The following is a 24,087-nucleotide window of genomic DNA, read 5'->3' as shown; positions in this document are numbered from 1 at the left end:
TACTCGAACCACCCGCCGCCGGGCCCCGCCTGCTGCCCCGCCCGCCGGCTCCCAGCGGCCCGCTCTCAGGGACGCCATGCCTCGATCGGGTTGCCGAGCCAGCGGGTGTCGTCCGGGACGGACTCCGCGGCCATGACGAGCGACGCGGGGCCCAGGGTCGTACGGGCCCCGATCGTGCTGCCGGGCAGCACGATCCCGCCAGGACCCAGCGTTGCGCCCTCACGGAGGACCACAGTATCCGTCCGCAAGATCCGGTCGTGGAAGAGGTGAGTCTGAAGCACACAGCCCCGGTTGACCGTGGCCCCGTCCCCCAGTGTCACCAGGTCCGACTCAGGAAGCCAATAGCTCTCCGCCCACACGCCCGCGCCGATCCGCGCACCGAGCGCGCGCAGCCACGCCGTCATCACCGGCGTGCCCGGCACAGCGCCCGCCAGCCACGGCACCGCGACCACCTCGACGAACGTGTCCGCCAGCTCGTTGCGCCACACGAACCCGCTCCACAGCGGGTGCTCACCGCTGCGGTGCCGGCCCACGAGCAGCCACTTCGCCACGACGGACAGCAGCGCCGCCGCGACTCCGGCGCCGAGCAGCACCAGCCCGGACAGCAGCGGCGCCCAGGCGCCCAGCGCGCACAGCGCCGCCACCGTCAGCACGGCCAGCCCCGCCGAGCAGAACACCGGCACGATCCGGCACAGCTCCACCAGGGCGCGCGCCCACAGCAGCCGCGCGGGCGGCTCGTACGTCCGGCTCTGGTCGCCGTCGGTCGTGTTCCGCGGCAGCCTGACCGGCGGCAGCCCCAGATACGAGCTGCCCTTCTTCGCCTTCTTCGGCGTCGCCGACAGCACGCCCACCAGGCCGCCGTCCGGCACGCTGCGCCCCGGCGCGGTCATCCCCGAGTTGCCGAGGAAGGCCCGCCGCCCGATCTCCGCGCGCCCGATCCGCACCCAGCCGCCACCGAGCTCGTACGGCGCGGTCAGCGTGTCGTCGGCGAGGAACGCGCCCTCGCCGACCGTGGTCAGGCTGGGCAGCGCGAGGACCGTGGAGACCTCGGCGCCCTTGCCGATCCGCATCCCGAGCAGCCGCAGCCACACCGGCGTGACCAGCCCGGCGTACAGCGGGAACAGGGTCTCGCGCGAGCGGTCCATCAGCTGCGTCACGGTCCAGGCCTGCCAGCCGATCCGGCTGTGCGTGGGATGCGTGCCCTCGCGCAGGCCGATGCTCAGCAGCCGTACGGCGACCAGCAGCACCACGGCGTACGCCAGCCCGAAGGCCAGCGTGGCCGGGACCAGGGCGAGCGCGGCGCCCCGAAGGGCCTCGCCGAGCCCGTCGCCGGACGCCACGAACAGGCTCGCCACCAGCAGCGCCGCCCCGGCCGCCAGCACCGGCAGCGAGGTCAGCGCGAAACCGGTCAGGCCGTACATCACCCGCCAGTACGTGCCCCGCGCCGGCCGCTCCTTGGGCCAGTTGCGCTTGGCCTTGCCCAGCTTGACCGCGGGCGCGCCCGCCCACCGCTGACCGGTGGGAATCTGGCCGGTGACGGCCGAACCGGGCGCCACCTCGGCCCGCTTGCCGACCCGCGCGCCCGGGAAGAGCATGCTGCGCGTGCCGACGACCGCGTGCGCGCCGACCTTGACCGCGCCGATCTCCAGCCGGTCGCCGTCCAGCCAGTGGCCGGACAGGTCCACCTCGGACTCCACGGCCGCACCCCGGCCCAGCTTCAGCATGCCGGTCACCGGCGGCAGCGAGTGCAGGTCCACGTCCGGCCCGACCTTGGCGCCCAGGGCCCGCGCGTACCGCTCCAGCCAGGCTCCGGTCAGCGAGGTCGCCCCGATGAACTCGGCCAGCCGCTCCGCCGTCCACAGCCGCAGATGGACGCTGCCACCGCGCGGGTACCGGCCGGGCTGGACGTCACGCAGCAGCAGCCGCGCCCCGCCCGCGGCGATCGCGAGCCGGCCGGGCGGGCTGAAGAGCAGCAGGAGCCCGGCCACGATCAGCCACCAGGGGGCGGTCGGCAGCCAGGCGTATCCGGGCAGCAGGTTCCCGATCAGGGCCAGCGGCACGGTCCAGCGCACCCCGCGCAGCGTGAACAGCGGCAGGAGCAGCAGGAGCTGGATCGCCTTGGCGCGCGTCGGCACCGGGGCGATGACCCGGGCGGAACCGTCGCCCTGCGCGGACTCCTCCAGGTGCCGGGCCAGCTTGCGCAGGGTGGGCTGCTGATAGATGTCGAGGACGGCCGCGCTCGGGTAGCGGGTGCGCAGCCGCGTCGTCAGCTGGGCGGCGGCGAGACTGCTGCCGCCGATCGCGAAGAAGTCGTCGCGGGCACTGCCGACGGGGATGCCGAGGACTTCCGTCCACTGCTCGGCCAGCCATGCCTCGGTGCCGTAGAGCTGCTCGGCCGGGCCGGCCGTCTCCAGGCCCTCCAGGGGCCAGGGCAGCGCATTGCGGTCGACCTTCCCGGACGTCCGGGTCGGCAGGTCCTCGACGGGCGCGAGCAGCGGCACCAGGGCGGCGGGCAGCTCGGCGCGCAGCCGCTCCACGGCCGCCGCCTGGTCCCAGCCGTCCTGCGTGACGACGTACCCGACGAGGAGCTGGTTGCCGCTGCGCGCGGTCCGCACGGCGGCCGCGGCCCCCGCGACGCCCGGCAGCGCCTGCAGCGCCGAGTCCACCTCGCCCAGCTCGATCCGCCGCCCGCCGAGCTTGATCTGCTCGTCGGCCCGTCCGAGGAAGACGAGCCCCTCGGCGTCGGCGCGCACCAGGTCACCGCTGCGGTAGGCCCGCTCCCAGCCCAGCGACTCCAGCGGCGCGTACTTCTCCGCGTCCTTCTCGGCGTCGAGATACCGCGCCAGTCCGACCCCGCCGATCACCAGCTGCCCGCTGGCGCCCATCGGCACCGGCTCGCCGGCCTCGTCCACGACGGCCAGTTCCCAGCCCCGGAGCGGCAGCCCGATCCGGATCGGCTCCTCGCCCGACATCAGGGAGGCGCAGGCGACCACGGTGGCCTCGGTCGGCCCGTACGTGTTCCAGACCTCCCGGCCCTCCGTCACCAGCCGCTGCACCAGCTCGGGCGGACAGGCCTCGCCGCCGAAGATCAGCAGCCGCACCTCGTTGAGGGCCTCGGGCTCCCAGAGCGCGGCCAGCGTCGGCACGGTCGAGACGACCGTGATCTCCTGCTCGACCAGCCAGGGCCCGAGGTCGGCGCCGCTCCTGACCTGCGACCGGGGCACGGGCACCAGACAGGCCCCGTACCGCCAGGCCAGCCACATCTCCTCGCAGGAGGCGTCGAAGGCCACCGAGAGACCGGCCATGACCCGGTCGCCGGGTCCGATCGGCTCCTCGGTGAGGAACAGCGCGGCCTCGGCGTCCACGAACGCGGCGGCGCTGCGGTGGGTCACGGCGACGCCCTTGGGCTTGCCGGTGGAGCCGGAGGTGAAGATGATCCAGGCGTCGTGCTCGGTGCCGGGCCGCCCGGCGCCAGCCGCGTCCGCGGAGCTGTCATGGACGGTGATCTCGTGCCCGGCGCCCACGACGGCCCGTACGTCCGCCTCGCCGAACACCAGCTCGGCCCGCTCGTCGGGGTCCTCGGCGTCCACCGGGACGTAGGCCGCGCCGACGGCGAGGACGGCCAGGATCGCCACGTAGAGGTCGTTGGTGCCGGACGGCACGCGCACGCCCACCCGGTCGCCGAGTCCGACCCCGGCGGCGGCGAACCGGCGCCGGAGGCGCTCCACCTCGACGGCCAGGGCCCGGTAGGTGAGGGGCGTGCTGCCGTCGTCCAGGGCGAGCTCGTCCGGGAACGAACGCACGGCCGCGTCGAAGATGTCGACGAGGGTGCGGGGAGAGGCGGCGGGGCCACCGGAGAAGCGTGCGGTGTCGCCGAGTTGTACGCGGATTTCTTCGTCGAGCAGGCCGAGAGCACTGCTCTCGTGAATGGCTGCCATCGGTCCTCGCGTCTCGATCCCGGAAGCCTCCGGGGCGCCGGCGGGCCCGCAGGTCTGCCTGGGGTTGTCCGGTCCAACGCCGTAACAAGCCGGAAATTTTAGTACGACGCTAGGCTCGCCCGCTCGGCCCGGCCACTCGGGACGGCCGTCCGGGTGTACGGAATTGATCATCGGCAACGCTCTGACCTGGGTGGTTCGCGAGCCCGCGAGACTTGCCCCACATCGGTGGGAACAGCCTCCCAGTCGTCCGGATGTCCGTTTTGGCGTGCCACCATCACCCTACCTCGACCAGTAATCACATGGCTCTTCGCTCTTCGCTCCTACCGCGGGAGGAGGCCCGGATGGCGCTGACGAACCGCACCGAGCCCTTTCTGTACGCGCTGGCCCGACCGCTGCGCGAGGACCTGCTGCGGCAGGGTGCGGAGCGCCCCTTCGCCCCGGGCGAGCATCTGATGCTGGAGAGCGAGCCCGGCCGGCATGTCGTCGTCCTTCTCGACGGCTGGTCGGCCGTCTCGATGCGCACCGGCCGCAGCTCCTACCGGCTGCTGCTGGCCCTGCGCGGGCCGGGTGAACTGGTGGGGGAGATGGCGATGGTCGACGGCTCGCCGCGCAGCGCCACCGTGACCGCGCTGGGGCAGGTGCGCGCGGTGGTCATGGCGAGCGACCGCTTCCGCCGCTTCATCACCGCCCACCCCCAGGCCGGCGGCCTGGTGATGGCCCAACTCGCGGCCCGGCTGCGCGGCGCGGACGAGGAACGCCGTTCGCTCGTCTCGCTGACGGTCCTGCAACGCCTCGCGGCCCGGCTGCTGGAACTCGCCGAACTCTCCCTGCGGGGCGGCGGAACGGCGGGCGGTGGCACGGGCGTCGGCACGGGTACGGGCACGGGCGCGGGCACGGGTACGGGCTCGGACGAGGGTGCGGGCGGGGTGCTGCCGGTCGATCTGGCGCAGCACGACCTCGCCGACGCCGTCGGGGCGACCCGCGAGGCCGTCGCGAAGGCGCTGCGGCCCCTGCGGGACGCCGGTGTGGTGCGGACCCGGCCGCGCAGGATCGAGATCCTGGACCGGACCGTCCTGGAACTCCTCGCGGCCGGCGCGAGCCTGGATTCCTGAAGATCCCCGAAGTGATCCTCGCCCGTCACGCAAGGTGATGAAATGCGTGCACAGTGTGCTGCTTTATGTCTCTTTTGGGGGGCGTGAAGTGGTGAAAAAGGGATGACTTCGTGCGCCTGGGGCGCACGCTTCCCGGCATGCTCCCGCTCGAGCATCGCAATGTGTAAACGGCTACATCCAGCCCCTCCGGATTCCGGAATGCTGATGCCCATTCACGCAGCACGGGGGGCGATGCGGGTGGCGGGCAGTGCTATCTACAAGTTCTTGATGAGTGTGGACGTCCGGGGATCGGGGGGTCTGCGCGATGGCGCGAAACTGCGCATGCGCCGGGACGTCTACGAACTGACCGACAAGGCCTTCCACGCCGTGGGGGTCGGCCCGGCGCTGATCCACCGGGAGGACCGGGGCGACGGCTTCATCGCCGCCCTCGACGCGAGGGTGCCGCCGGCCCGGCTGATCGGGTCCTGGCTGGCCGAGGTCCACCAGGGGCTGAGACCCCTGAACGAGGAGCGGAGCCGGCCGCTGGCCCTGCGGGTCGCCATGCACGTCGGCCCGGTGGCACAGGACGACAACGGCCTCGCCGGCGAGGCGATGGACCTGGTCTGCCGACTCGCCGACGCCGAGGCCACCCGGGCGGTGCTGGAGCGCTCCGGGCGGGAACTGGTCTGCGTGGTCACCGAGCGGCTGTACCAGGACGTGGTCAGGCACGGCGGCCGCTTCATCGAGCCCCCCGCCTACCGCGCGGCGCCCGTCACCCTCAAGGAGGGCCCGACGACCGCCTGGTTCCACATCCCGGGCGAGCCGCGCCCCGTGGTGCCGGGCGACGAGGGGTTCGCGGGCAAGGGTGCCGATGCCGATGCCGATGCCGATGCCGATGTCGAAGCCGCGCCGTCCCGGGCGAGCCGGGCGCCGGAGCCCGACCGCCCCGAGGGCGCGGGAGGTGCCGGCGGCGCGGGAGGCCGGTTCGACATCGACGTCGACGGCGACAGCTATGTCGTCACCGACTCCGTGCTGCACGGGCCGACGCACTTCGGGGGACGCGGAACCGGCGACGGAGCGACCAGGTGAGCCCGGAGGGCCTCGCCGGAGCGCCGCCCGCGGACGTCGGCGCCGCGCAGCCGCCGCAGCCACAACCTGCCGACCGGGCCCGAGGCGAGCGGGACCGGGTGTCCGGCGACCCCGAGGACAAGGCCGACGCCAAGGCCCACCTCAAGGACAAGGCGAACGCCAGGGACAGAGCCGACGCCAACGCCCAGGACAAGGTCAACGAGAAAGCCGACGACAAGGACGACGCCGCCGCCCGGCGGGCCCGGGCGGAGTGGGAGGAGAAGCAGCGGCGGGAGGGCGAGCGCTTCAGGGAGGCCATGCAGGATCCCGTCGCGGCCGACGGCGCAACCGGCGGCTCGCGGGCCGTCAACCGGTCCCGGTCCGAAGGGCGGGCCCGGTTCACCGTTCGCGGCAACAGCAGCGTGTTCGACCGCACCAGCTTCGGCCACGCGCACTTCGGCAACGTTTACCTGGGCGCGGGCGACGCCGGCTCCGCCGTCCTCGGCGAGGTGCCGGAGGACGAACTCGTCCGACTCAGCCGGAGCTACTGCGCTCCCGACGGCTACCAGACGCTCAAGGAGGTGCTGCGCGAGCGCAGGGTGCTCGTGGTCGTGGCGCCGCCCGGCACCGGACGCCGGACCACCGCGCTGTGCCTGCTGGAGGAGCTGACCAGGGACGTCCGCCAGCAGGCCCGGAACAAGCCGGCCGACGACACCCACGAGGAGGACGACGCCCCGGGCGAGGACGCCGACCTCGCTCCCGGCCAGGTGACCCGCCTGGACGCCTCGTCGCTGGACCACATCCTCCGCGACCCCGCCACCGTCGCCGCCCGAGTGGCCCCCGGCGGGGGGTTCGTCCTCCAGCTGCCCGACACCCCGGGCGACTGGACCGCGCCGAGCGAGGCGCATCTGGGTGCCCTGGCCGCCGCCCTGGCCCGGCGGGACGCGTACGCCGTGCTGGTCGCCTCCCCGTCCACCCCGGCCGGCGCCCTGCTGACCGGGCGCCACGCCCTGCGCTGCCCGGCGGCGCCCGCTGCCGAACTGCTCTCCTGGCACCTGCTGCGACGCCTCGCGGCCGTCGAAGCGGAAGCGGGCCCGGACGCCCTCGACAAGGGCGAGCGGATCCTGCGCCACCCGCTGCTGCGCCAGGCGCTGGGGATCGCGCTCGACGATCTCCGTCCCGCCGAGACCGACGCCCTGGCGGCGCTGGTCGTACGGCACCTGCGCGGTGCACTGACCAGGGACCGGCTCCTGGACCGCTGCGGCGAGGTGGCGCGCGCCCAGGTCCGGTCCTGGTTCGCCGGGGGCAGGGAGGCGGAGGCGACGACCGAGGAGGCGACCCACGCCCTGCTGCGGCAGGCCGCGTTCCGGGTGGCCCTGGCGGTCCTGGACGGCGAGGCCTTCAGCTCGGTCGCCGACGCGGCCGACCTGCTGGCCCGGGAACTGCTGACCGCCCGGACGCCCGGCAAGGAGCCCGGACGTCCGGTCTTCGCCGAGGACTGGGACGGCCTTCTTGCCGCCGCTCGTGCCGAGTTCGGGAAGACCGAGGACGAGAGCCTGGCCGGGGTGCCGCTGCCGGTGCGCACCGTCCGCTACCAGGGGGACGCCTTCGCCGGCGCGGTCCTCGCCGAGGTGTGGCAGAGCCACCACGCGGCCCGCGCGCCCGTCGTCCGCTGGCTGCGTGCGCTCGCCGACGACCCCCGGCCGCAGGTCTGGGTCCGCGCCGCCCTGGTGGCCGGCGAACTGTGCACCGCCGACCCCGGGTACGGCTTCGTCGAGCTGGTGGCCCCGCTCGCCTCCGCGCGCTCCACCCGCAGGCGGTACGCCGCCGCCACCGCCCTGGACCAGGCAGCGCGCCGCGAGCCCTATCGGACGGCGGTCCGGGCCGTCGTCGAGGAGTGGGCGCACGCCGACGACGCGGGCCTGCGCTGGACGGCCGCCCTGACCCTCGGCCACGGCCGGGTCGAGCCCGACACCCGCACCGCGGTGGAACTGCTCGGCCGCCTCGGCAGCAGGGACGAGGGCAGGCACCTCCAGGTCGCCTCCTACGCCCTGGCCCGGCTGGCCGCGGGCAGCAGGGCCGCCGAGGCGCTGACGCTGCTGGGCGAATGGGCGGCCGAAGCCGCCGGAGACCGCCGTGACCTCGCCCTGCTGACCGGGGTACGGCTGTGCACGGCCGTCGGCGACGACTACTGGGAGCCCGAGAGCCCCGACGCGGACGGCGGTGACGGCGGTGACGGCGACGGCGGCGAACCCGCCGACCCGGAAGCCCGGACAGAAACCGCCGGTGAGGCCCGTACTCCTCGACGCCCCGGCCGGGTGGGTGCGGCGTCGTCGGCGGGCCGGGCGTCCCCGGCCGTCCGTCTGCCCGGCCTGTGGCGGACGGTCCCGGGCCGTCCGGCCGTGCCCCGGGCGGACGTCGCGGCCGTCGACGCGGAGCTGGGCCGGCTGCGCGACTGGCCGCTGGTGCTCGCGATCGCCGTCACGGTGCCGGCGGCGGCCGGTCCGCTGGCCGGACTGCTCTGGCGGGTCTTCGACAGTCATCTCTCGGGCGAGCGCGCCCTCGACGGACTGTCCTCGTGGCTGCGCGCGGCGGAACAGGACGCGGCGCCGACGGCGGCCGCGGCGGCTACGGCGGTTGTGGCGGACGCGACGGATGCGACGGATGCGGTGGACGGCGAACTGCTGCGGGCGCTCGTGTGGTTCCTCCCCCTCCTCGTCCGTGAGGAGCGGGACTGGCAGCGGCTCGGCTGGGTCCTGGAGGCGATGGCCGCCGACCCGGGAGAGCCGATGGACGAACGCTTCGTCGGCCATGTGCTCGACGCGGTGGGGGCAGGCCTGCGCGGCCGAGGAGAGGGACAGCAGTGAGCGACGAACCGCAGCCGGAGCCGACCGGTCTACCGGACACCGTCACCGGGCCCTATCTGCGTGAACGGGTGTTGCAGGGAGCCAAGTTCCAGCACACGAGTGCCGAGATCGCCTCGATCGTCTACTACGACGGCGGCGGCTGCAGCCTGGTCACCTCGCAGGGCACGGAGCACCTCGTGCCCCGGCGCTACTGGGCCCGTCCGGTCAGCGTCTGCGAGATAGCCCGCGGACGGCACACCACCGTCTTCACCGTCGACCTGCCGACGGCGAACGGGGCCACCTTCTTCCCGACGAAGGTCACCCTGCGCTGGGAGGTGACGGACTGTCAACGGGTCGCCCATGTGCGCCTGGCCGACATCGAGAGCGACCTGGGCCCGGAGATCGTCTCCCGGCTGCGGCAGGTCTCCGGCCTGTTCGCGGTGGAGGACGTGCAGCGGGCCAACCAGGCCATCCTGGCGGAGATCGAGACCGACCGCTGGGCCGACTTCGGGGCCGATGTGGGCCTGCACACCCGGCTGTTCGTCGAGGTGGACACCGACGAGATGCGCAAGCGCCAGGTCGCCGAGGCGCGTGAGGAGGCCGCGCAGCGGGACGCGGTGGCCCGCCGGCTGGAGGAGTTCGCCCATCTGCCGACGGGGTCGGCGGAGGGCCGGCTCACCTATCTGATGGCCATGGGCGACCGGGAGGACGTGGCCGACGTCATCGCCATGATGCGGGAGGACGAGGCCCAAGGCCGGCGCGAGACGCAGGAGTTCTTCCTCCGCATGCTGGAACAGGGCCGGATCACCAGCCCCGAGCTGGAGGCGTTCCTGCGGACCAGGGTGCTCGCCTCCCTGACCCAGGGTGGCTACGCACCCCCCGCCGTGCCCGGCCCCGCGGTTCCCGGCCCCTTCGTGCCGCCGCCGAGGGAGCTCCCGATGCCGCAGCCCCCGCCCCGCGCCCGCCGTGAGCCGGAGCCCGAGGACGCCGTGCCATGGCCGAGGTCCGACGTGCCGGAGTCCCACGCCCCGGACCCGCACGAACCGCCGACGTACCGGCCGCAGCCGTACCAGCCCGAGCCGCACCGCCCGGAGCCGCACCGGCCGCAGCCGTACCAGCCCGAGCCGCACCAGCCCGAGGAATACCAGCCCGAGGCGTACCAGCCCGAGGCGCACCGGCCCGAGGCGTACCAGCCCGAGCCGCACCGGCCCGAGCCGCACCGTCCGGAACCGTACCGGCCGGAACCGTACGCCCCGGAGCCGTCCCCGCCGGACGGCACCCGGCGGCGGCGACGCGACGACGACTACTGGAACGCCGCTCCGGAAGGGCCGGACGGCGATGGCCGGTGAGGGCGAGGCGCAGTTCGTGGCGGCACGGCTGCTGGCGGTGATCCGGGAGGACGCGGGACGCGCCGACGCCAAGGCGTCCTTCCTGCTCACGCTGGTGATCGCGCTGCCCACGCTGCTCCTGGGCATCACCGGGCTGCCGCACTGGCGTACGAACACCGCGCCGGTGCTGTTCGCCCTCGCGGTCGCCGGATGGCTGACCGGCGTCGGCGCGCTGGTCCACGCCGTCCTGCCGCGCAGCGGCACCCGGCGCAGCGGCCCGGGGCTCACCTACTACGCCGACGTCCTGGCCCTCCACCGGGACGACGGCATCGAGGGGATCAGAACGGAGGCGGCCCGGGCGGGCCGGGATCCGGTGGTCTGGCTGCTGACCCAGGCGGTCGACGTCAGCGCCATCCTCGCCGCGAAGTACCGGTGGATCCGGTGGGGGATCCTCTCGGCGCTCACGGGGCTGGTGTGCGCCACGGTCGGGTTGCTGGTCGGTTGATCATCCGGTCCTGGACAGGGTCCGGGACCGAATCGGAAGGCGAAGTGGGAAGCGTGGGGAACGTGGGGAATCCATCCAACAGTGATGTCCGGTATATGGGCAAATGTTCGAGACCTTTTCGTGCGCGCCGCTCCACCGCGCGTACGCGTGCCCGGGCGGCGGCCGCGCTGATCACGGCGGCGCTGCTGATCGGCGCCGCCGGTCCGGCGCCCGGCGCCGCCGACGCGGGCCGGGCCGCCGCTCCGGCCGCGCCGGACCCGATCAACCTGGCCGTGGCGGTCGACGAGTCGAACAGCCTGAGCGCCGACGACGTGGAACGCGAACGGGACGCCGCACAGCGCATCGCGCTCGGCGAGATATCCAGCGGCTCGCGGCTGACCGTGCTCGGCTTCGCCAGCGCCGACAACGACGCACAGCAGGCCGTCGACGAGGTGTGCCCGACCACCGCCCTCACCGAGGTGGCCCGCGAGAAGATCGCCGCCTGTGTCGGAAAGCTCGACCGGCGGGGCAAGGGCGAGGGCACCGGCACCGACTTCCCGGCCGCCGTCCGGCAGGGCATCGCCCGTCTCTCCGAGGGGTCGGTCACCGGCCCACGGATCCTCTTCCTGCTCACCGACGGCGTCCTGGACGTCTCGGACAGCCCCGCCTACGGCGCGGACGAGGAGAGCAGGAAGGCCAACGGCGAGCGGGAGCTCCAGCGGGCCCTCGCCGAGGCCAGGCAGGCCAAGGTGCAGATCTGGCCGCTCGGCTTCGGCTCGCCCGACCCGGACGCCCTGCGCGCCATGGCGGCCGGCGGCTACCAGGGCGCCTGCGTCGACCTGCCGCAGGCGAAACCGGCCTCCCGGGTCGTCGCGGACTCCGCCGCGCTGGGCGCGGCCGTCCAGAAGGCGTTCGCCAGCGCGCGCTGCCTCATCTCCGGTCCCACCCACCAGGACACTCCGCCGGCCGAGTTCAAGCTGCGGATCTCGCCGCTGGCCACCCTGGCCACCATCGTGGTGTCCAAGGGCGACCCGGCGGTGAAGGTGCGCATCCTGGCCCCGGACGGCGAGGAGATCGACGGCACCCGCGACGACGGCGTGTCCTCCTACCGGCTCACCGGCGCCGACCAGGAAGTGGAGTCGCTGCGCATCGTCGCCCCGCGCCCCGGCACCTGGACGGTGGACCTGAGCGCGCCGGAGGGCCATCGCGACCAGCTGGCCAGCGTGGGCGTGCAGTGGCGCGGCGCGCTGCGCTCGTCGATCGTCATGACGCCCGCCTCCCCGCGCCCCGGCGAGCAGGCCACCGTCGGCCTCCAGCTCCAGACGTGGAACGACCGGCCGGTCAGCGACCCGGCCGACCTCGAAGTGCTGAAGGTCTCGGCCACCCTCGACGGCACCGGCTTCACCCCCCAGGGCGTGCCGCTCGCCGACGACGGGCGCGGCGAGGACGCACGCGCGGGCGACGGCCGGTTCACCGGCACGGTCACCGTCCCGCGGACGGCGAAGGACCGGCTGAAGGTGACCGGCGTGCTCACCGCCGTCGGACTCACCGCCGACCACCGGCCGTTCGTCACCGGAGTGGCCGGGGTCAACGCGCAGGTGCAGGCCCATCTCGGCGTCTCCGACGCCACCCTGCACCCGGGCGACAGCGTGCCGCTGACCCTCAAGGCGTCCGACGACTCCGCCTCGGCACGCGTCCTGCACCTGATCCTGGAGGACAGCTCGCGGGGCGACCTCACCGTCACCCCGGCCCGTGTACGCCTCGAGCCGGGGCAGACCCGGACCGTGCGCGCCGAGGTGCGCGTCGGGACCGACGTCGGTCCCGGCCGGCTCTCGGCCAAGATCGTGGTGTACGACACCGGGCAGCCCGCACGCGTCCTGGACGCCCGGCTGCTGACCCTGCGGGTGACTCCGCCGCCGAGCTGGCCCGAGGAACACTGGGTCCTGCTGCTGGCCCTCGGCCTGCTGCTGGCCGCCGCGACCGCCGTCACCGGCTGGCAGCTGCTCGAACGCAAACGCGTCCACAACGTGCGCGGACTGGTCCTCACCCTCCTCGTCCCGGACGAGGACGGACAGGGCGAACGGCCCGTCAGCACCATCCAGGTGCGGACGGACGGCCCCGAGTACCGCTTCGGCGTGGTCGCCGGCAGCGGCACCGACCCCCGGCTGGTGCCGGACCGGCAGGGCCGGTTCGCCGTACGGCGGGACGCCCAGCGCATGGCCCGGCTGCGGACCCCCGAGACCTCCGCCATCGCGGTCGCCTACGGCAGGACGACGCCCCTCACCGGCGGGCTGCGGTTGAAGGTCGACTCGGCCCGCGGCCGCGTCCGGCGACCCACGCTCGGCGCCGGCCTGCGCCTGCCCCGCCTGGCGCTCCCGGGGCTCACCCGCGCCGACCGGCCCACCCGGCCCGGCAGTCCGGGCCGTACGACGCCGGGGCCGCGCCAGGACGCGTCCGGGCAGAGCGGCGCGCGCACCGTCCACGACGACACCACCCGGGTGCCCGCCGCCGGAGGCGACGCCTACGACCCCGATCTGTGACCGGACGGCGGGGCCCGGACACCACCGCGGCCCCGCCGTCGCGCACACCTCACACCACCGGCCCGCCCCGGAGGGCCGGGCCACACGGACACGCTGCCGGGCCGCAAGCCGCCGCCCGGGCAGAGGGGATCGCACCGATGAAGATTTTCCAGCCGATGCTGTTCGTCGGCCTGGGCGGCACGGGCGGCCTGGTAGGGGCCGAGCTCGAACGCCGTCTGCGCGCCGAACTCTGCGGGCCCGACGGCACCGCCCTCACCGGGGACGGCCGCCGGCTCCCGCACCAACTGCCCGACTGCGTCCAGTTCGTGTACGCCGACTACAGCGAGGCCGAACTCGCCAAACTGCCCCACCTCAGCGCCGACCCGGCGGTGCGGCAGGCGTACTCCCGCACCGCGCGCGCCACCCACGACCTGCTGCCCGCCGAGTTCGACAGCTCGCCCGAGGTCACCCAGATGCTCCGGGCCGTGCTCCGCACCGAGGTGGCCGGCTGGCTGCCGCCGGTGGACGACGAACCCAAGGTCACCCCGCTGCGCAGCGGCGCGGGACAGCTGCCCACCGTCGGCCGCGCCGCGCTGTTCGCCACCCTGCGCGACGGCCCGGCGCCGGTGCTCGACCCGCTGCGCCGGGCGATCGACGCGATCGGGCTGTCCGGCGGCGAACTCAGCGAGCTGGGCGGCGGACCCCTCAACGGCTGCGACGTCTTCGTCGCGTTCTCCGTGGCGGGCGGCACCGGCGCCGGGATCTTCCTGGACTATCTGTACCTGATCGGGCAGGTCTTCAAGGAGAAGCGGCTGTCCGCCCGGGTGTACCCGCTGGTCGTCATGCCCAAGGCGTTCCCGCCGGGCAAGGGCGGCGGCCGCCGGGCCGAACTCAACGCCGCCCGGGCCGTGGTGGACCTGTCCCGGCTGGTGGACGAGCAGAACGTGCCGGACCCCAAGGCCAACCTGGGGGACACCGGCCGACCCGACCCGACGGCCATGCGCTACCCGCAGATGCACCCGGTGCGGCTGCGCACCGGCACCGTCCCGACGGCGTTCCTGTTCAGCCCCACCGCGGGCATCCGCCCCGACGACCTGCGCCGCTCCATGGTCTCCCTGGTGATGTCGCTGATCGGCACCGACCTGGGCGAATCGGCCAGGGGCACCGACCACGACGACCAGACATTCTCCTCCAACTTCATCAACGCCGAGGTGGACCGCCGCACCCGCTCCGCCACCGGCATCGGCCACCGGGGCATCTCCACCAGCCTGGTCGCCGCCATGACCTCCCCGCTCGACGAACTCGCCGAACTGGTCGCGGCCCGGATGCTCGCCCTGGCCGTCCGCCGGCTCACCGACACCGCGTCCCACACCTCCCTGGACGTCCGCGCCCTGGTCCAGGAGATGTTCACCGCCGCCGGCATCGCGCCCGTGTGGCGGCGGGAGGCGCTGCCCGTGCCCGACCCGGACCCGGTGCCCAAGGGGACCTCGGAGATCCAGCAGGCGCTGCGCGACCGGCTGGAGGAGATGCAGCGGCTCCTCGGCGACCTGGAGACCCGCCTCAAGCGGCAGGCGCCCGCGCTGGCGGACGCCTTCGTGCCGCGGGTGGCCGCCGAGCAACTGCTGCGCAGGGTCGACCTGTTGAGCCTGGAGGCGGTCGTCAAGGGCGTGCCCGGCCAGACCGGCGCCGTCGGCCTCGGCTTCCTCGGGATGCTGGAGAACCGCCGTCAGGAACCGGCCCGCCCGCCCGGCGTCGACGTGCAGCCGCCGTCCGTGCCCCGCATCCACCGCCGGGCCGGCGGTCTGTCACGGGCACGCTGGGGCGACGAGGAGGTCCGCGCCGCCCTCGACGAGCAGGACCGCTGGTACGAGTGGCGGGCCAAGGACATCTGGCACCGCGCCTGGGACGAACAGGAACCGCGCTGGCGCCGCTCGGCGGAGGACCTGCGGCACGACATCGGCCAGCTCGCCGAGGCCTTCGACAAACACCTGGAGGAGGAACCGCGAGCCTGGGCCGCCGGATTGAAGGAGCTGTACGGCGACCGGGCCGGCGTCTCCTACCTGCTGCCCCCGCAGAACAGCCTGCGCGACTTCTACGAGGACCTGATCGACCGTCTCGTGGAGAGCGCCCAGCTCGGCCGCGGCGGCGACGAGGCCGACCTGCTGACCCATCTGGTCTCGGCCGACCGCTGGGAGGCCGCCTTCACCGCCGGCCGCCGCAACCCGGCCGCCGCCGTCTCGGAGGTCAAGACCGTCCTGCAGAAGCGGGTCGAGCAGCTGTTCGCCGAGCCCGGCGCCCAGCAGCGGGCCCAGCCCCTGCTGCCCAGCATGGGCACGCTCCTGTCCGCGGCCGTCGGCGACGGCCAGGCCGCCCGCAGCGTCAGCAAGCCCGCGCTGGAGCAGTTCACCTACAAACTGGCCGGCCTGCTCCCGGCCGGCTTCACCCCCGAGGGCAACGGCCCCCTGAAGATCCTCATCACCTACCCCAGCGCCCTCGGCGGCCGGACCGCGGTGGAGGACTACCTGGAGAAGGCCCTCCACCTGCCCAAGGGCCGCCGCAGCATCGTCTTCCGGCCCGTGGACACGGACTCGATCACGGTCGTGCTGTTCCGCAGCGAGATGAGCCTCACCGAGGTGCCCGGCGCCCGCGAGGTCATGCGGCAGTGGGCCCGCGCCCAGGAGGACCGCCGCGACGACGACGTCCTGCGCTGGCGCCAACGGCTCGGCTACCAGGACGACTGGCTGGCCTGCACCCCCGACGACCGCCGGCACATCCTCCAGCGGCTGCTGTGCGTCATCTGGAACGGCCGCGTCGACATCCAGGGCGACCCCGCGTCCCCGCAGCGCGTCACCCTGCGCCTGCACGACGAGATGGGCCCCGAGGCCCCCGGCCTCACCCTCCGCCTCGACGACCACCGCGACGGCGTGTCCAGCTGGGCGAGCCTGCTGCGCGCCTACGAGCGCTGGGCGCTGCTGGAGGAGGACGCCATCGTCGAGGACTACTGCCGGGTCCTGATGAACACCCTCCCCAGCAATCTCGCCACCTCCGGCAGCCGCCCGTCGCCCCTCTACCTCAAGCTCGTCCACGAAGTCGCGCCGCGTCAGCTCGAGCTGCTGGCCGAGCGGGAGCGGATGTACGGCGGCCGGATCGCCGAATGGCTGCGCCCGCTGCGCGAGTTCTGGTCCCGGTCGCTGCCCGGCGCTCTCGACCTCGCGTTCCCCAACGAGGAGCGCGCCGTCCAGTCCACGCTGCGCGCGCTGGAGGAGTGGACCCGGATCGGCGGACCCCCCGGCGCCCCGCAGCCCCAGCCCCCGGCCCCGCCCCGGCGCGCACGCCCCGGCGAGGCGCCGGCCGCCGGCCCGCCCGACCACTCGCCGCTGCCCGGCGGCGGACCCGCGCCCGCGCCCCCGGACCCGTGGCACCGCCCCGTCCCCGCCGAGACACCGGGCGGCGCACCCCCCTGGCCCGGCGCGGCCAACGGCGACCCGTCCCGCAGGCCCGCCGCGGCGGCCTCGGACGGGCCGACGAACGGCACGCCCTGGTGGCCCGCCGCGGCGACGGGCACGGCAGCCCACGAACCGGGCCCGCCGCCGGGCGGCGCCGGGGCCGAAGGAGCCCCGCCCCCCTGGCCCGGCCCCGAAGCCGCCCGCCCGGAGCAGCACGGCGGCCCCCTCGGACCGACGCAGGTGCCCACCGCGGGCCGTACGGTCCCCGTCTCCGAGCAGCCCGTCGGCTACCCGCCCTACCCGGACCGCGCCCCCGCCGACCCGCCCTGGCCCGGCGCCGACCCCTCGACACCCTGGGGGATCGCCGACAGCGACGGCCAGGACGACTGGAACGACGCGGGCGAGCACGATCCCTGGAAGGGAGACCCGCGGTGACAGACCTGAGGCCCGGCGACGCCGACGCCGACGGCGTCCGCGTACTCGACCTGCGGCCGCCGCCGGGCCGCCCCGCCGATCCGGACGCCGCCGAGCGGACCGTGCAGGAACAGCTCGCCCGGGCCGGCCTCGGCGGGCCCGGACCGCTGCGCCTGCTGATCCTGGACACCGCCGTCGGCCTGACCGCCCACACCGCCGCCTACGAACGCGTCATCGGCCACCCGGCCCCGTCGGCCCCACAGGTGCTGTGCGTCGCAGTCGGCGACGTGCCCCCCGCCGCGGCCGAACCGGGCGGCGCGACCGACCCGCCCGGGGCGGGCCGCCGACTGCGGCTGCCCACCGTGCTCGGCACGGCCGGCGCCGCCGTCCTGTGGGTCTCCGACCCGAGCTGCGGAGCGCAGGAGCCGGACCGGCGCTCCGTCGGACGCCGGACCGCCGAGCGCGAGGCGGCCGTCGCCCTGCTGGTCGAACTGCTGCGCCCGCCCGAGCTGTTCGACGAGGTGCTGGACAAAGCCCTGCGCTGCCCCTCCGCCACCGCCGCGCTCTCCGCCCACGTCCTCGCCTACGACCTGCCCGCCGAGGCCCGCGACCGGGCCTGGCACGCGGCCCTGGCCCGGTTCGCCGGCGATCCGGCCGCACAGGCCACCGCCGTCGAGGCCGCCCCCGCACCCGAGGACCTGCCCAGGGCCCTGGCCGAACTGCTGCCGGACGGCGCCGCCGCCCCCGCGGAGCGGATGCTGCGCCCCGACGGGCCGGTCGCCGCGGAACGCGACGCCTGCGTCCGGGCCATGGACGCCGCCGACACGGCCTGGTCCGACCTCGCCCGGCCGCTCGCGCTGCTCACCGGCAAGGCCGCCGCGCAGGCCCTGCCCCGGGCCGTCGAGGACGCCTCCCGCGGCCTGCGCCGCTACCGCGACGTCGTCGCCCGCGTGCTGCGCGAGAGCGGGGCGCCCGGCATCCCGCCCGCCGAGTCCGCGGCCCTCCTCGACCGGCTGGGGGTCACCCCGCCGGCCGGCGCGCGCTCCACGGCGCGGCCCGAGCGGGCCGCCGAGGAGGAACTCGGCGCGTTCGCCGTCGGCCTGCTCTCCCGGGGCCTGGCCCTGCACACGGTGGCCGGCCGGCTCACCTCGCTGTCCGAACAGGTCGCCACGGTGCCGGCCGCCGGCCTGGCCGCCCGCCTCGACCGGCGCTGCCCGACCGAGCTGCCCGGCCGGGTCAGCGTCTCCCACCCCTTCGGCTTCGCCTCCGCCGGACCCGGACGGCTCGCCGGGCTCGCGGCGCTCATCGCCCTGGCCGGGCTGGGCCGTTGGCCGGGCATCCTGCTGGCCGTGGCGCCGGTCCTGGTGCTGCTGGCGGGCGGCGCGCTGGCCGCCGGCCGCCGCCCCGCCCCGGCCGTGCGCGGCCCGATCCGCCACGCCGCCGGACCCCGCACCCTGGCCGTCGCCCTCGGCGCCACCGGCGGGTTCCTCCTCGGGCGGCTCCTGGAACCGCCCCTGTGGATCGGGGGGATCGGCGCGGCGGTGGCCGCCTCGGCCTGTCTGCTGATGGTCTGCTCCGACTGGGTGCGGGCCGTGGACGAATGGTGCGAGGGCACCGGCCTCGCCGTGTTGCACCAGGGCCTGCACGGGGTCGACGCCGTCCTGGCCGACGCGATGCGCCGGCAGTGGTGGGCCGCCGACGAACGCACCCGGTGCGCCGACTCCGCCCGCGCCCTCGCCGTCGTCCTGCGCCGCAGCGCCGCCGAAGCGCACGGCAGCCGGACCGCGCACCCCCCGACCGTCCCCGGCCGGTCCGCCGCCGACGCGTATCCGCCCCAGGACGGCCCCGCCCGCGCGGCCCGGACCGGCGACGGCTGGCCCGCCGACACCTGGTCGGACGAGGACTGGTCCGAGGACCCCTGGAGCGAGCGCCCCGCCGACCAAGGCCCCTGGGACGACGTGCCCCGGCGCAAACACCCCGCCTTCGACAAGCCACCGCCCTCTTACGAGCCGCCGGAAGCCGACGCCGACGGCCGTCCCGCGTCCCCCGACGCACCGCGCTGGCTGGTGCACACCGCCGCCGACGGCGGCCCCGAGCTGCTGACGACGCTGGTGGCCGACCTCGCGGACGCCACCGTCGACGCCCTCCGCCGGTTCTGGGGCGCCGCCGGACCGGCCTCGACCGCGCACCGGCCCGCCGACACCCTCGCGCAGGCCGTCCGCGACGGATTCGGCACCGCCCGCCGCCACCTCGAACGCTGCGGGGTGATGGCCGTGCCCCCCTTCGCCCGGCACGGCCGCCGCCGCGGCGACGCCATGGCCCTGCTCGGCAGCGGCCTGCGGCCCCTGCGGGACGCGCTGACCCCCGAGGCCGCCGACCGGCTGCGCTCGCTGTGCTCGACGGCCCAACTGCCGCTGCTCAGCCGGGACCCGGCAGCCATGCACCTCATCCGCTTCGCACCGCGGGCGGTACGCACCGCGCTGGGCACCGCCCCGGCGCCCGCGCCCGACGACGCCGTCTGGATGTCGTCCGGCCGTTTCGTCGGCGCGATCAGACTGACCGCCCTGCGCCCGGGGGCGGTCGAGACGGTACGGATCCGTGTGCGGGCCGCGGACGACGACAAGGCGGACAGCCGGATGTCGCACGGCGACAGTGGGGGACCCTCATGGTGAACGACGACAACGCCCGAGCCGGCGGCGAGTTCGAGGAGCTGAGCATGATCTCCCCGCAGGGCGCCCCGCTGCGGGTCAAGGCCCGCTTCGGACCCGACCTGCCGCGCCTGGTCCGCCCGCCCGCGGTCGGCCGGCGCGTGCAGTTCGAGGACGAGCGGACCGGCCTCCAGGTGCGGCTGCCCGAGGCCGAGTCGGGCAACGAGACGGCGCAGACCGCCATCGAGGCGGAGACCGCGGCCGTCCTGACCGTGCACCGCGCCTACTCCGGAACCCGCTACAGCGGACTCTTCCCGGTACCCATCGGCTACGACATCAACGCCGCCGAACCCTTCATCGTCTACGCGGCCCCCCGCGGCCGCTCGGTCGCCGCCCTCGCCCAGGGCGTCTCCACCAGCCAGCAGCGCGTCATCGAGCGCGATCTCGTCCTCGCCGTACGGCTCATGGAGGCCGTGGGACTGGTCCACCAGGGCCTCGTCCCGGCCGCCGTGCGCTGGGACGACCATGGCATCCAGCTCTGGGACCTCGGCTCCGTCACCCACCTCGGCCGCCCCCGCAGGCCGTACGGCATCCCGCCCTACGCCGCCCCCGAACAGCGGCACGGCGAGGGCCTGACCGACGCGCGCGACGCCCTGTGGAGCGTGGGACAGATCATGCACCAACTGGTCACCGGACGCCCCGGACATCCCGACGGCCCCTCCGCCGACCTCCCCGCGCACCCCTCCCTCGCCCAGACCCTCGCCCCGGTCTTCGCGCCCCACGCCACCGACCGGCCGCTGCCCGGAACGCTGCTGCAACTCCTCATGCCCGGCGCCGGAGCCGACTTCCCGGCCGCCGCCCAGCCCGACCCGCTCGACCCCTACCGGCGCGACTTCGACGCCGCGATGCGCCGCAAACGCTCCTCCCTGCGCCGCGCCCCGCTCCCGCCACCGCCGTCCGCACCGCCGTCCGCACCGCCCTCGGAGCCGCCCTGGCGCGGCGAACCCCGGCCGCCCGCCGACACCGGCGAGGCCACGAGCACCTGGCTCTACGGCGGCAGCACCGTCCACGATCCCGAGACCGCAGGCACCGAGAGGGGTGGCTACCGATGAGCCCGTTCACCGCCGGCACGACCGGCCGCGACATGCTCTGCCCCTACTGCCTGGAGGTCGTCTCCTACGACGACCGCCATCTGTTCGTCCGCGACGAGCGCCAGCAGTACCAGACCCTCGACCTGAGCGGCCAGACCAGCCCGCTGCGCCGGGCCGACACCCTGCGCTCCGCCTACCAGCGCTGCCGCAACACCGACGGCGTCACCCCGCACTACATCCCCGTCCCCTACCTCACCAACGGCAGCCCGCTCACCGTTGCCATGGTCGGCGACTCCGCGACCGGCAAGACCCACCTGCTCACCCAGATGATCGGCGAGATCACCGACGGCGGCCTGGAGCCCTACGGCATCACCTGGCAGTCCGTGAACCCGCAGGACCACCGCGAGTTCATGGAGGAACAGGTCGACGTGCTCCGCTCGGGCCGGATGCTGGAGCACACCCCGCAGCTGGAGACCTCCGCCACCTTCGAGGAGGCACTGCTGCTCACCGGCGCCGACGGCAGAACCCGTCCGCTCGCCTTCTTCGACCTCAGCGGCGAGGACCTGCGGCGCACCGACGCCCTGCTGCGCTTCATGCTCGGCGTGGACGCGCTGATCTTCGTCGTCGATCCGCTGCGCGCCCTGCCGCACGCCCAACTCGACCCGCTGCGCGGCGCGTTCCACTACACCCGCGGCGGCGACCCGGCCTTCCAGACCGTCCTGGACCGGCTGCCCCGCAACGGCACCTATCTCGGGGTCGCCGCGGCCGTGGTGATCAACAAGTGCGATCTGCTGCGCTTCGAACCACCGGTCGACCGCTGGCTGTCCCGACCGGCCATGCCCCAGGTCTCCGCCGCCGGCTTCCGCGCCGAGAGCTGCGACGCCTACGCGTTCCTGCGCCACTACGCGGGACCCGCCTGGGTCCGGCCGTTCGACACCGTGCTGCGCTGCACCCTGCACTTCGCCTCCGCGACCGGCAGCCAGTACCGCGACGACCGCTTCGTGCACGGGGTCCGGCCGCGCCGCGTCCTCGAACCGCTGGTCTCCGTGCTCTCGATGTGCGGCATGATCGCCGACACCGGCGCCGACGGTCCCGCCGAGGTGGGGATGTGAGCGACGGGATCGGCGTGGTCGACCAGATGGTGTTCCGGTGGGCGGGCAACCGGGGCCCCACGCGCGGCGCCGGCATCACCGCGGTCGCCTACTCCTGCGACGAACGCATCGCACGCGACCTCGTGGAACAGCGCGGCTCCGTGCTGCGGGTGAAGGGCGGCGGCGGGCGCACCAGCGTGGTGCGGCTGATCCACGGCGACCGGGCGGTCCTGCTGCGCAGGATGCCCGACACGGACGGCATCAGCCGCGACAACACCGTGTGCCACGCCCTCATGGCGCCGGCCGCCACCCTGACCGCCCGCCTCTGCCTGGCCCTCGGCTCCGGGCCCTGGAAGGAGGACGGCTGGCTCGACGAGGCCCGGGGCTCGATCCCGCGCATGGACCTCAAGGCCGTCCAGGAGCTGGCGGACCGGCGACAGGGCCCCCTGAAGGACGGCGTCCTGTTCATCCAGGAACCGCTGGTCCGTCTGGTCGCCGAGCTGCTGCGGACCCCGGCCGGGCGCGTGTCGGCCCTCGTCGGCGAACTGGAGTCGGCCGCCGACGCCGCCCGCGGCGAGCGCGCCGAGACCGACGAAGCGCCCCCCGACCCCGCGCTGTCGGCCCTGTGGGCCCTGTGCGACATCTTCGGCAACTGGCTGGGCAACGACGGCTGGACGTACGCCACCTACGACACCTCGGACGCTCATCCGCACCGCGTGGTCTTCGTCCCGGACTGGCGCCGCTCCCACACCCAGGACAACGACCTGCGCCGCATCAAGCTCACCGACACCGACCGGGACCGCGCGGTCGAGCTCGCGGAGCTGCTGGTCACCCACTACCGCAACTGGCTCACCACCCGCTCCCAGGACGAGTACCGACGCCCCCTGCAACGCGTCCCCGACGCGGCGTCCCTCCCGGAGGAGGACCGCTACGACGTCATCGAAGGCGCCCTGACAGGCCACCTCCGCCACCCCCGCCTCCACCCCCGCCCACCGGTCCCGTCGGCGGTAGCCCCCGTCCCCTCCCCTCCGGACGTGAACCCCGGCGAGGACGAGCCAGGCCTCTGGGTCGATGAACACCTCTGGACCGAGCCCGCGCCGACGGCAGAGCCGAAGCCGGAACGACGCGACACTCCGGCCCGCAGCGAGAGCCCACACCGCGAGAGCCCGCACCCGGAGATCGGCGACCCGGGCGGCCCCGAGACGGCCACTACGCCGCCGGACCCACGCGAAGACTCCTGGCCGAGCGTCGCACCCGCCGTGCCCGTCAGCCCGACGGTGGTGCCGCCCACGGAGCCACCACCGCCTCCTCCTCCAACGCCGGTCCCCGCCGCACCGACGAACACAGCGCCCACCGTGGCCGTCCCGCCGCGGCCCGAACGCCCGCCCGCCGTCGGCGCCGCGGACTCCTACCGGCAGGACGGCCCGCGGCTGTCGCAGCACGAGCGTGCGGCGATCCTGGAGGAGGCGTTCGACATCCCCTTCCTGGACGTCCTTCCGCAGCCGAAGCCCAAGAAGCGCCTCAAGGCGAGGCCGCCGATGGAGCACAGGGTCCGCAAGGAACTGGTGAGACAGCTGATGGAGCCGCACCCCCCGCACGCCGACGAGCTGCGCAAAAACCTGAAGAACAGGCTCCTGAACGAGGCGACGCTGACCGACCTCGTGGACATCCTGGGGGCGCGGCTGAACTGCCAGGCCCAGAACCTGGTCCTGGCCACGCTGGGGGAGCGTGACTACACGGACGCGGAGATGGGCGAACTGTGCAGGAGCCTGCTCTACGAACGTCTGCTGCTGCGGCCCCGGCCCCGGCACGTCGACCCTGCCGTCGAGGAAGGCATGGACACCCGGGCGGTCCAGGTGGCCCTGTGGCTGCTGCACTGGCTGGTCGCGCCCAGGGCCGCACAGCTGCTGCCCACGCTGAACAACTTCCTCGCCCAGCTGGCGGCGTCGGAGGAGTTCGTCGACCGCCAACTCCTGCAGGACATCCTCGTCCGGGACTGGCCCGCCGGAGTGCCCGAGCTGCCCCACACCGCGTTGCGGGTGGCCGTGCGAGGGTTGTACAAACACCACGGTCTGTGCGTCACCGACCCCGAGTGGCCGGCCTGAGCAGGCAGGCCCGAGGGG

At 74.9% G+C, this 24,087-nt stretch carries 12 protein-coding genes; 11 read left to right on the top strand and 1 reads right to left on the bottom strand.

The genetic code is table 11. The features are described from left to right. Window positions 1–65: 65 nt before the first annotated feature. Window positions 66–3,938: a Pls/PosA family non-ribosomal peptide synthetase gene (locus tag ACWD4O_RS19205; protein WP_451281181.1), complete on the bottom strand. Its 3,873-nt coding sequence runs from the start codon at window positions 3,936–3,938 to the stop codon at window positions 66–68. A gap of 341 nt (window positions 3,939–4,279) precedes the next feature. Between ACWD4O_RS19205 and ACWD4O_RS19200 the strand changes: the two genes are divergently transcribed. The 11 genes from ACWD4O_RS19200 (at window position 4,280) to ACWD4O_RS19150 (ending at window position 24,069) form a co-directional block, all read left to right on the top strand. After that, complete coding sequence (locus ACWD4O_RS19200) at window positions 4,280–5,050, top strand: Crp/Fnr family transcriptional regulator (protein WP_451281179.1); 771 nt, start codon at window positions 4,280–4,282, stop codon at window positions 5,048–5,050. A 267-nt stretch (window positions 5,051–5,317) separates the two neighbouring features. Next, window positions 5,318–6,118, top strand: a complete 801-nt coding sequence (locus ACWD4O_RS19195) for a hypothetical protein (RefSeq protein ID WP_451281177.1) — start codon at window positions 5,318–5,320, stop codon at window positions 6,116–6,118. Then, window positions 6,115–8,964 carry a hypothetical protein gene (locus tag ACWD4O_RS19190; protein ID WP_451281175.1) on the top strand — a complete coding sequence of 950 codons (2,850 nt, stop codon included), beginning with the start codon at window positions 6,115–6,117 and terminating at the stop codon, window positions 8,962–8,964. The genes ACWD4O_RS19195 and ACWD4O_RS19190 overlap by 4 nt, the downstream gene beginning before the upstream one ends. Then, complete coding sequence (locus ACWD4O_RS19185; RefSeq protein WP_451281173.1) at window positions 8,961–10,292, top strand: hypothetical protein; 1,332 nt, start codon at window positions 8,961–8,963, stop codon at window positions 10,290–10,292. Before ACWD4O_RS19190 ends, ACWD4O_RS19185 begins: the two co-directional genes overlap by 4 nt. Continuing rightward, the gene (locus ACWD4O_RS19180) at window positions 10,282–10,776 is read left to right on the top strand and encodes a Pycsar system effector family protein (protein ID WP_451281172.1); all 495 of its coding nucleotides are present in this window, start codon (window positions 10,282–10,284) and stop codon (window positions 10,774–10,776) included. The genes ACWD4O_RS19185 and ACWD4O_RS19180 overlap by 11 nt, the downstream gene beginning before the upstream one ends. A 95-nt stretch (window positions 10,777–10,871) precedes the next feature. Further along, entirely contained in the window at window positions 10,872–13,295 is a 2,424-nt protein-coding gene (locus ACWD4O_RS19175; protein WP_451281170.1) for a choice-of-anchor X domain-containing protein, read from the top strand. Window positions 13,296–13,432: 137 nt separating this feature from the next. Beyond that, window positions 13,433–17,155, top strand: coding sequence for a tubulin-like doman-containing protein (locus ACWD4O_RS19170; RefSeq protein WP_451281168.1), 3,723 nt, complete (start codon window positions 13,433–13,435; stop codon window positions 17,153–17,155). Further along, entirely contained in the window at window positions 17,152–19,806 is a 2,655-nt protein-coding gene (locus ACWD4O_RS19165; protein WP_451281167.1) for a hypothetical protein, read from the top strand. Before ACWD4O_RS19170 ends, ACWD4O_RS19165 begins: the two co-directional genes overlap by 4 nt. Then, window positions 19,800–20,894 carry a hypothetical protein gene (locus tag ACWD4O_RS19160; RefSeq protein ID WP_451281166.1) on the top strand — a complete coding sequence of 365 codons (1,095 nt, stop codon included), beginning with the start codon at window positions 19,800–19,802 and terminating at the stop codon, window positions 20,892–20,894. The genes ACWD4O_RS19165 and ACWD4O_RS19160 overlap by 7 nt, the downstream gene beginning before the upstream one ends. Then, window positions 20,891–21,985, top strand: coding sequence for a TRAFAC clade GTPase domain-containing protein (locus tag ACWD4O_RS19155; protein ID WP_451281164.1), 1,095 nt, complete (start codon window positions 20,891–20,893; stop codon window positions 21,983–21,985). Before ACWD4O_RS19160 ends, ACWD4O_RS19155 begins: the two co-directional genes overlap by 4 nt. Then, window positions 21,982–24,069 carry a hypothetical protein gene (locus tag ACWD4O_RS19150; protein ID WP_451281163.1) on the top strand — a complete coding sequence of 696 codons (2,088 nt, stop codon included), beginning with the start codon at window positions 21,982–21,984 and terminating at the stop codon, window positions 24,067–24,069. Before ACWD4O_RS19155 ends, ACWD4O_RS19150 begins: the two co-directional genes overlap by 4 nt. The last annotated feature ends 18 nt before the right edge of the window (window positions 24,070–24,087 follow it).

This window comes from Streptomyces sp. NPDC002623 (assembly GCF_053592635.1).
Note: the sequence above shows the minus strand (reverse complement) of the source record. Positions and strands in the feature narration are given on the sequence as shown.